Raw genomic sequence first — 8767 nt, 5'->3', positions numbered from 1 at the left:
GATACCACCTGCCCACACCCAGCCACCAGCCCAAAGCGGACGCAGAAATCGATCAGGAGATCACTCTCGAACCACCTCGGCGGATTGAGGCTAAGGCCGCAGGCGAACTGGGCACGGCTCAGAGCGAGGAACGTCTTGCCCAGGACGCCTTCAACACCGCTCGCCGCAATCAGACCAGTTCCACAAAGGACCTGGCGGCATTCGACCGTGTCCTAGCGATGCTGGAAACCGCAGTCCACGGCCTGACCGTCCCGCTGGACCAGCCGCCCTACGACGGCAGTGCGGAGGCCGCCACATCCGCCGCCCGCCAGGCGGTCGCCGCCCACACCACCTGCCGGGACGAAGCACTCCAGACGGAGCGAAAGCTGGAAGGAAGCGTCAGCCGGCTCAAGGAAGTACCCGGCGATGTCCGTTTCGAACGACTCGACATCCCCCTGCGTACGCAGATCTCCGCCCTGGAAAGCCACCACATTCCCGCGATGGCCGCCACCTGGACCAACGCACTGGCCTCCCGCATCGCAGCCCTGACCTCAGACCTCGAAGGCATGGCCAAGGCGCCCGTGAGACCCTCGCCTCACACCTCAGCGGCCACGTCACCGACCTCCTGCAGCGCCTCGACCAGGCCAGCCGCTTCTCCGCCTTCCCCGAGGGAGACGCCCCCTGGTCCGGGCAGAAGTTCCTCACCATCCGCTACAAGAAACCGGACCTGCCTGCCCTCACGGCCCAGATGCACGAATCCATCGACGCGCTGGCCGGCAATCAGCGCACCCGCAATCTCAAAGGCATCGACGTCGTCATGCGCTGCCTCCTCGCAGCCGTCCCCCGCGGGTTCACCGCCGAGGTCATGAAACCCAACGCCTCCCAGCGCCTGGACCGCGTCCCCGTCGAAGAGATGAGCCGCGTCTTCTCCGGCGGCCAGGAACTGACCGGAGCCATCCTCCTGTACTGCGCACTCGCCGCCCTGCGCACCTCCCCCGGGCCCCGCAGCCGCACCCGCAACGGCGGCCTGCTCCTGCTCGACAACCCCATCGGCCGGGCCAACGCCGGATACCTCGTCGACATCCAGATGGAGATGGCCGCAGCTCTGGGCATCCAGCTGATCTACACCACCGGACTGAGCGACGAGGACGTCACCTCCCGCTTCCCCATGCGCATCCAGCTCCGCAACGACGCCGAAGCCCGAAGCGGCCTCTCCCTCATCCGACTTGAAGACCAGGTACGCAACGCGCTCATCCCTACGCCCCGCATCGCCCCCGACCAAGACGCCACTGAACCCGCCGGGTTGCTGACCTCGGCACGTCTGTACAGGAAGCAGAGCGACACTCAGTGACCTCGCCCACGGATCCAGACAAGGTGCCGCTCTCTCCCGCCGCAGCACAATTCAGCGCCGCTCTCCAAGCCCGCGCCGAACGCGTCACAGTCAGCCGGGCCACCCTCATGGAGGCATTCCGCGAAGCGCTGCCGGGCGCTGCCAGCGGCGAGAACGCGCGCAGCACCCTCGCCACGCTGCTGTACGAAATCGCCGAACACGGCATCCTCGGCCTGCCCACCTCCCGCGCCAAATGGGACGCCGGCCACCCAGCTCTTCCGGAACAGGTCCGGATCCCCACCGCACCGCCTGCGAAACACGCCACCCCACGCCAGCATGTGTCGTGGCGGCCCGAACTCAACTGGGCCTATGACGCCCGATTGACCGCGTCCCAGACCGAGGACCTTCTCGCCTGCAACCGCTGGTTCCGAGACACCAAAAACCACCCAACCCGACGCGCTCCCCTTCCCCTGCGCGAACGCTCATACGAGATCTTCCGCTATGAAAAGCGCCTCGACGCTCTGATCACCGGAGCCCTCTTCGCCCCTGGCAGACTGACCCTCGAACAACTCGCTACATACCGCGAACCGCCCCCACTTGCCCACCGCAGGCTCGGTGACGGCGACACTGTCCTCGTAGTGGAAAACAGCGACACTTACGCCACCCTGCGTCACCTGCTCGAACCCGCCCCCGGGCGCATCGGATACATCGCCTTCGGTTCCGGACGAGCCTTCGAAGCATCCGTAGAAAACGTCGCCGATTTCCCCGACATACACCGCATCGTCTACTACGGCGACCTCGACGCCGAGGGCATCGCCATCCCGGCAAGAGCCTCCATCAACGGCACGCAGCTCGGCCCGCCGTGATCATCCACGGAGCGGTGAAGGACATCACCGTCGAGGTGGTCCGACGCAACCCCGACGACCAGGGCAAAGGCTTCGTTCCGCAGCCGAAGCGGTGGGTGGTCGAGCAGGTCAACGGCACCCCCGTACCACCGCCGCCTCGCCCGTGACTACGACCACCGGCCCGACAACGCGGCCTCCCGCGTGTACTGGGCCTCCACCGCGGGCATGCTCCGCCGCCTCACCACCCCCACCGCCGCCTGGCGTGACGACGTGGAGCCGGCCGCGTGAACGTCGCCGAACTCCTGCGGCCGCTGCAGGCCGAACACGACGAGACCACCGCACGAGCCGACCACCTGCGCGAGCAGACCTTGCTACGCGTGCTCGATAGCGGAGAGCCGGAGTACATTGGTGCCCGCGCCAGACACTGCGCGCCGTCATAGCCCTTTGTGCGCAGAGACCTCAGGACGGGTGGAGCGAGCCCGAAGGGCACGTTCCACCCCTCGTCACCGGCCAGGCACCGAGTTGTCCAAGGAAGGCCCGCGTCGAAGTCATGCTGGATGTCCTCGACCCGCTCTTGCATGAGAAGGCGAACGGCGACTGATACCGGCTGTCGGTCGAAGGAGGACTCTTCTCCGTGACCGACCGCACATTCCTGCTCGCATTCTCGCCCGAGGAGAACCGCCGTTCAGGTATGCAGGACGCAGTCCACGACCTGTCCTGAGGAGAAGGCGACCCGGGGCGGTGCAGCCTGCCCGCACTCGGCACGTGCCAGCGGGCAGCGCGGGTGGAAGCGACAGCCTGGCGGCGGGGCGATCAGGCTCGGCGGTTCCCCCGGCGACGAGGTGATGTCGAAGGCGCTGCCAGCGTCCGGGGCAAGGAGCCGCTCGGGGTCGGGTGAGGAATCCAACAGGAGCTTTGTATAAGGATGTTTGGGGTGCTGGATGACTTCTTCGGTGGGCCCCGACTCGACGATCTGTCCCGCGTACATCACATGAATACAGTCCGCGAGATAGCGGGCGCTGGCGATGTCGTGGGTGATGTACAGCAGGCTGAGACCCTCCTCATCCCGCAACCGGGCAAGGAGGTTGAGCATGTCCAGGCGGATCGACACATCGAGCATCGAGATCGGCTCGTCGCCGATCAGGACACTCGGACGGACCGCAAGGGCACGGGCGATCACGACGCGCTGGCGCTGGCCGCCGGACAGTTCGTGGGGCAGCTTGTCGATGAACTGCTCGGCCGGTGTCAGGTTGACCTTCTCCAGGAGTTCGAGGACCTGCAGCCTGCGTTCGCTTTTCGAAGCCGCCGCATGGCCGTGCAGCCACAGCGCCCTTTCCAGGTTGTGCCGGACCCTGCGCTGCGGGTTGAGTGAGCCGAAGGGGTCCTGGAAGATCATCTGTACGGCCGAGTGATAGGCCCGCGCGGCCTTGGACTTCGGGTGCACGGCGGTGCCGTTCAGCCGGATCTCCCCCGCGGTGACACCGTGGAAGAGGGCGAGGAGCCGGGCGAGCGTGGTCTTGCCGCTGCCGCTCTCACCCACCAGGGCGACGATCTCGCCCCGGTGGAGCGTGAGATGGGCTTGCTCCACGGCGCGCACCACCTGATGTCGGCCGAGGCCGCGGCTGACATCGAAGTGGCGGCTCACCCCGACCGCCTCGAGTACGGGGACCCGATCTCGGGCCTGCTCGGGAACGATGGTCGTCACCGGCTCAACTCCTCTTGTGGGGCGGGTTGTTCCGAATGCTCGGCCGCAAGCAGGGGATCACTCGTATGTAGATGGCAGGCCACCTGGCGGTCTCCCGCTGATACGAGCTCGGGGGTGCGGATGTCGCAAGGTGCGAACGCCCGGTCGCAGCGCGGGTGGAAGGCGCACCCTGCGGGAGGGGACACCAAGCTCGGCGGGGCGCCGGGTATGCCGGTAAGTTGCCGCTTGGGCGCGAAGAGCGGCGGGAATGAGTCTCGCAGACCGCGTGTATAGGGGTGCTTCGGGTCGGCATAGAGAGCCTTCGCCGGACCCTCCTCCACAATGCGTCCGGCGTACATGATCGCGATCCGGTCGGCGAGTTCGAGCAGTAGGGACAGGTCATGGGTGACGAAGACCACGGCGAAGCTGAGCTGTTCGCGCATGCGGAGCACCTGCGACAGGATCTGGCGCTGCATCACCACGTCTACGGCCGTGGTGGGTTCGTCCATCACAATGAGGGACGGTTCGCAGGCCAGGGCAAGCGCGATCGAGGCACGCTGACGCATGCCGCCGGACAGCTCGTGCGGATAGGCGCGAAGCCGGTCCGCGGAGATTCCGACCATGGCGACCAGTTCGGTTGCCCGCTCCCACGCGGCCTTCCTGCCCATCGTCGGGTCGTGTGCCCGCAGTACGTCGGCGAACTGCGCACCGAGCCGCATCACCGGATTGAGCGCATCCATGGCGGACTGCATGACGATCGCCATCTCGCTCCACCGCAGCCGACGCAACGTGCGCTCCGGCTGCGCCACCAGGTCCAGGGGTGCGAAGCCCTCTCGGTGCAGGAGGATCGAGCCGTTCGTGGTCACGGCGGGCATTCGCTGCAAGCGGGTCAGTGCAGTGATCAGCGTCGACTTGCCCGATCCTGACTCACCTGCGACCCCCAGGATTTCACCCCGGTGCAGGTCGAACGTCAGATCGCGGCAGGCCACTACACCGGGGTCGGGCGCGGGCCTGACGTATTCGACGGTGAGGTCCTTCACCTCGAGCAGGAGGTCCTGCCGGTGCTGCGCGGGGTCGGCCGAGACCGTGCTCTCGGGGCGTACGGCGCCGGTCATGACGGGACCTCCTGGGTGTGCGGGGCGGCCGGCATCGAGGCTGGCCGGGCGGCCGCCTTGGCGCGCCTGTCCACCTGGCGGACGAGGTTGCGCCGTGCAGCTTTGAGACGAGGGTTGGCGATCTCGTCGATGCCGAAGTTCACCAGACCGGTGGCCAGGCCGAGCAGGGCGATGCAGGCTCCCGGTGGCACGAACCACCACCACATTCCGCGCAGCAATGCCGACTGCTGGTTGGCCTGCTGAATCATCGTGCCCCAGCTGACCGCGTCAGGGCTGGTGATACCGAGGAAGGCGAGCCCGGCCTCGGCGAGTACCGCGCCGACCACCGCGTGCAGGAACATCGCGGAGATCCAGCCGGCCAGGTGCGGCATCGTCTCGACGCACACCAGACGCCATCGGCGCTCACCGAGCATGCGCATCGCCATGATGAAGTCCCGCTGGCGCAGGCTCAGTGTCTGGGCCCGCAGGGTACGCGCTCCGCCGGGCCAGCCGAAGAAGCCGATGAGGAGCCCGATCATCAGCACCCCGCCGCCCTGCAGATATCCGGCGACAACGAGGATCAGCGGGAAGACGGGGACGACCAGGAAGAGGTTCGTCAGAAAGTTGGCGAACGCGTCGGCGTGGCCGCCCGCGAACGAGCCGATGACTCCCACAAGCACCGCGATGGCGGTACTGATGGTCCCGGCGATCAGCCCGACCATGATCGAGCCGCGGGTTCCGACGAGGAGCTGCGCAAGGACGTCCTCTCCGCCGGTGGTCGTGCCCAGCCAGTGTTCGGCGGACGGCGGCTGCTGGGTGGCCTGATAGTCGATGGCGTGCGGGTCCAGACCGAGCAGGGAGTTGAGGCTGGGGCCGAAGATCGCGAGCAGGCCGTACAGGAACAGGATCGCGAGGCCCGTGCGGACCTTCCAGCTGTGCAGGAAGTCCTTCATGGTTCAGCTCACCTCCCGGGTGCGCGGGTCGAGCAGGGTGTACAAGGAGTCCGCGACGAAGTTGGTGAACAGGGTCGCCAGGGTCACGAGCAGGAAGACCGCCTGCATGAGGGGGTAGTCCCGCTTGTCGATGGCGTCGAACAGCAGGAATCCGATACCGGGGTAGGAGAAGACCATCTCGGTGAGCAGGGAGCCGCCGACGACATGACCGAGGGCCAGCGCGAAGCTGGTGAAACTGGGCAGGATCGCGTTGCGGGCGCCGTAGCGGGTCATCACCCGCCAGGGCGACAGGCCCTTGGCACGCCCGAGCTGGACGTAGTCCTCGCTGACGGTGGTGACCGTCATGTTGCGCATGCCCACCAGCCAGCTTCCTGCGGAGGCGAGAATGATCGTCGCCACCGGCAGAGCTCCGTAGTGCAGCACGCTCAGGACGTAGCTGATCGATCCGGGCATCGCGTCGGGTGCGTATCCGCCGGAGAGCGGGAACCAGCGCAGTTTGAAGCCGAGCACCCAAACCGCGAGCAGGGCTATCCAGAAGTAAGGCACGGAGGTGGTGCACATCGCCAGCGGGGCCATCACCGAGTCGGCAACGCGCCCCGGCCGCCACCCGGCGACGACGCCGAGGACGATCCCGATGACGAAGGCGAGCACGGTGGAGACTCCGGCCAGCATCAGGGTCCAGGGAAGGCCCGTTGTGATCAGGTCGGAGACGGGCACGGGGAACCGGCTCACGGAGACGCCGAGGTCCAGATGCGCGAGGTTGCCGAGGTAGTCGACGTATTGCTGGAACAGGTTGGCTTTCGGGTCGCCGAACAGGGCCCGGATGTTGTCGACGGCCCCCGGCGGCAGCTGCTCTCCCCCGGAGGTCTTCTGGAACTGACGGAGAATGACCTCCGCGGGGTCGCCGGGCATCAGGCGCGGAATGAGGAAGTTTGCGGTGACAGCGGCCCAGGCGGCGACCAGGTAGAAGCCGATTCGCCTGCGCAGCGGCCGCCAGCGGCCGGAGGAACGGCGGCGCCCGGGCGCTGCGACCGGGGCGGGCGTGGCCCCGGCCGCTGCGGATGTGGCGGAGGAAGGAGTCTCCTCCGCGGTGCATTCGGTCATGGCGCGGTCCTTGTTCCTATGCGGCCGGCTTGAGATGCTGGAGGGTCAGGGTGAAGTCCGGGCCATTCATGAAGTGCGGGATGTAGCCGTCGGTGCCGGGCTTGGGCCAGCCCTTCCAGCGGCTGGTGTTGATGTCCATGAACCAGACGCTCTGGAACAGTGGGCGCAGTGGCACCTGTTCGGCGACGATCTTCTCGAGCTTCGCCGAGATTTCCTTGATACGTGCCGGGTCGTCCGTCGCACGCAGCTGGTCGAGGAGGCGGTCGGTCTGCGGGTCCTTCCAGCGTTCGGTGTTGTCGAAGTTGGAGTTCTGGCCGATCGCCTTGGCGTACGAGCTGTCGAGCATGGCGGAGTAGGAGTTGTAGACCCCGGTGCCGCTCCCGGCATAGTTGAAGGCCATGCCGTAGTCACCCTCATTGACCTCGGGGTCGAAGCTGGAGGACTGCACCGGCGTCACCTTGACGTTCAGGCCGAGGGCCTTCTTCGCCTGGTCCGCGAAGCCACGCGCGTATGCCTGCCAGTTGGCGTACTCCTGGACGATCTTCAGTTCCAGGGGGTAGGACTTGCCGTCCTTGACGAGCTTGCCGTCCTTGACCGTGTAGCCACCGGCCTTGAGTTCTCTCTTGGCGAGCGCGATGTCCTGCTGGTTGACCTTGCCGCGGTACTCGTCGGCAATGACGTCGCCATAGGCCTGTTCGTCGAGCCCGGTGATGTTCGCGGGGGCCTGGCCGGTGTTGTTGAGCGAGAGCATCTTCTGGGCGTCCACCGCCGCGGAGAGGGAGCGCCGCACATGGACGTCGTCGTACGGGGCGACGGCGTTGTTGAAGTACAGCGCCGTGCTGCCGCCCGTCGCGTACACCGCGTAGACGTTCGTCTTCGGGTTCTTCGCCACGAAGTCCTTGTCGGCGTCGGCCCACGCGGACGTGGCCAGGTCGAGTTCACCGGTGAGCATCTTGGGCTTGGTCGCGTCGCCGAGGAGCGCCGGGACTTTGATGGTCGGTACGGCCACTCGGTCGCCCCAGTAGTCGTTGCGGGCCTTGTAGGTGACCTGCTGGCTGTTGAAGCCGCCGAGGGCGTACGGCCCGGTGCCGACCGGATTGTTGTTGGTCCAGGTCTTGAGGTCCTTGCCGGCCCACTGGTGGCGCGGCACGATGTCCAGGTTGCCGGTCCCGAAGCCACTGAGCTCGGAGTAGGCCGTGTGGTCCCAGGTGACCTTGACGGTCGCGCGGTCCACTTTGGTCACCTTCTGGTAGGTGACGCCGGCGCGGTTGAGCTCGGGGTGCTCCAGCATGAGGCGCAGTGTGTAGACGACGTCGTCGGCTGTGAGCTTCTTACCGTCCGACCAGGCGACATCGGTGCGCAGGTGGAAGGTGAGTTCGGTGCCCTTGCTGTTCCAGTCGAAGGACTTGGCCAGCCAGGGGTCCACCTCGGCACCCCGGGTGTAGTCGACGCGCACCAGCGGTTCGAACAGCAGCCGCGGTGCGGGGCTCTTGTCGCTGGCGGGCGAGTAGATGTTGAAGTTGCGGGCCCAGGTCGTCACGGCCCCAGCGGTCATGGTCAGCGACGCAGCATCTTTGCCGCCCGTGCCCCCGATGGTGTCAGTGGTCCCGCTGGTGCAGGCCCCGAGGCCTGCCACGAGGCAGACAGCCACCGCGATGATACTCAGTCTGCGTCGGCCGTTGTCGATGGACAGCACAATGTCCTCCTTGCGATACGGGAATGACGGGTACCCGGGCCACGGCGTCAGGGAGACGGAGCGGAACGTCAGGGGCGGCAGC

The 8767-nt window shown here is 66.9% G+C and carries 8 protein-coding genes and 1 pseudogene; 4 read left to right on the top strand and 5 right to left on the bottom strand.

Annotated features, from left to right (window positions below; all coding sequences use genetic code 11):
• The first annotated feature begins 727 nt into the window (after window positions 1–727).
• From ACF1B9_RS36825 to ACF1B9_RS36810, 4 genes and pseudogenes are all read left to right on the top strand, one after another.
• On the top strand, window positions 728–1330 hold the full coding sequence (locus ACF1B9_RS36825; RefSeq protein ID WP_391746829.1) for a hypothetical protein: 603 nt from the start codon (window positions 728–730) through the stop codon (window positions 1328–1330).
• Window positions 1331–1437: 107 nt separating this feature from the next.
• A complete protein-coding gene (locus tag ACF1B9_RS36820; RefSeq protein ID WP_391746831.1) occupies window positions 1438–2175 on the top strand; it encodes a Wadjet anti-phage system protein JetD domain-containing protein in 738 nt (245 codons plus the stop codon).
• Window positions 2163–2442 (top strand): annotated as a pseudogene (locus ACF1B9_RS36815) (IS5/IS1182 family transposase); the annotation flags it as partial. The gene ACF1B9_RS36820 and the pseudogene ACF1B9_RS36815, both read left to right, overlap by 13 nt.
• Window positions 2439–2594 (top strand): hypothetical protein, encoded by a 156-nt coding sequence (locus ACF1B9_RS36810; RefSeq protein ID WP_391746828.1) that lies wholly within the window; start codon window positions 2439–2441, stop codon window positions 2592–2594. The pseudogene ACF1B9_RS36815 and the gene ACF1B9_RS36810, both read left to right, overlap by 4 nt.
• Before the next feature lie 245 nt (window positions 2595–2839).
• Here the strand turns inward: ACF1B9_RS36810 and ACF1B9_RS36805 are convergent, their stop codons facing one another.
• From ACF1B9_RS36805 to ACF1B9_RS36785, 5 genes are read right to left on the bottom strand one after another with little or no spacing between them, the layout of a single operon-like run.
• Entirely contained in the window at window positions 2840–3859 is a 1020-nt protein-coding gene (locus ACF1B9_RS36805; RefSeq protein ID WP_391746827.1) for an ABC transporter ATP-binding protein, read from the bottom strand.
• Window positions 3856–4953, bottom strand: a complete 1098-nt coding sequence (locus ACF1B9_RS36800) for an ABC transporter ATP-binding protein (protein WP_391746826.1) — start codon at window positions 4951–4953, stop codon at window positions 3856–3858. Before ACF1B9_RS36800 ends, ACF1B9_RS36805 begins: the two co-directional genes overlap by 4 nt.
• A complete protein-coding gene (locus ACF1B9_RS36795; protein WP_391746825.1) occupies window positions 4950–5885 on the bottom strand; it encodes an ABC transporter permease in 936 nt (311 codons plus the stop codon). The genes ACF1B9_RS36800 and ACF1B9_RS36795 overlap by 4 nt, the downstream gene beginning before the upstream one ends.
• A gap of 3 nt (window positions 5886–5888) precedes the next feature.
• Window positions 5889–6989, bottom strand: coding sequence for an ABC transporter permease (locus ACF1B9_RS36790; protein WP_391746824.1), 1101 nt, complete (start codon window positions 6987–6989; stop codon window positions 5889–5891).
• Window positions 6990–7005: 16 nt separating this feature from the next.
• On the bottom strand, window positions 7006–8544 hold the full coding sequence (locus tag ACF1B9_RS36785) for an ABC transporter substrate-binding protein (RefSeq protein ID WP_391746823.1): 1539 nt from the start codon (window positions 8542–8544) through the stop codon (window positions 7006–7008).
• Window positions 8545–8767 lie beyond the last annotated feature (223 nt).

The organism is Streptomyces sp. NPDC014727, assembly GCF_043083485.1.
GTDB lineage: Bacteria > Actinomycetota > Actinomycetes > Streptomycetales > Streptomycetaceae > Streptomyces.
Note: the sequence above shows the minus strand (reverse complement) of the source record. Positions and strands in the feature narration are given on the sequence as shown.

Bases quoted from the DNA above. Each gene is read 5' to 3' on its own strand.
- ACF1B9_RS36785 (WP_391746823.1), bottom strand. From the start codon at position 8,544: ATGACCGCTGGGGCCGTGACGACCTGGGCCCGCAACTTCAACATCTAC.
- ACF1B9_RS36795 (WP_391746825.1), bottom strand. From the start codon at position 5,885: ATGAAGGACTTCCTGCACAGCTGGAAGGTCCGCACGGGCCTCGCGATC.
- ACF1B9_RS36800 (WP_391746826.1), bottom strand. From the start codon at position 4,953: ATGACCGGCGCCGTACGCCCCGAGAGCACGGTCTCGGCCGACCCCGCG.
- ACF1B9_RS36820 (WP_391746831.1), top strand. From the start codon at position 1,438: ATGGAGGCATTCCGCGAAGCGCTGCCGGGCGCTGCCAGCGGCGAGAAC.
- ACF1B9_RS36790 (WP_391746824.1), bottom strand. From the start codon at position 6,989: ATGACCGAATGCACCGCGGAGGAGACTCCTTCCTCCGCCACATCCGCA.
- ACF1B9_RS36825 (WP_391746829.1), top strand. From the start codon at position 728: ATGCACGAATCCATCGACGCGCTGGCCGGCAATCAGCGCACCCGCAAT.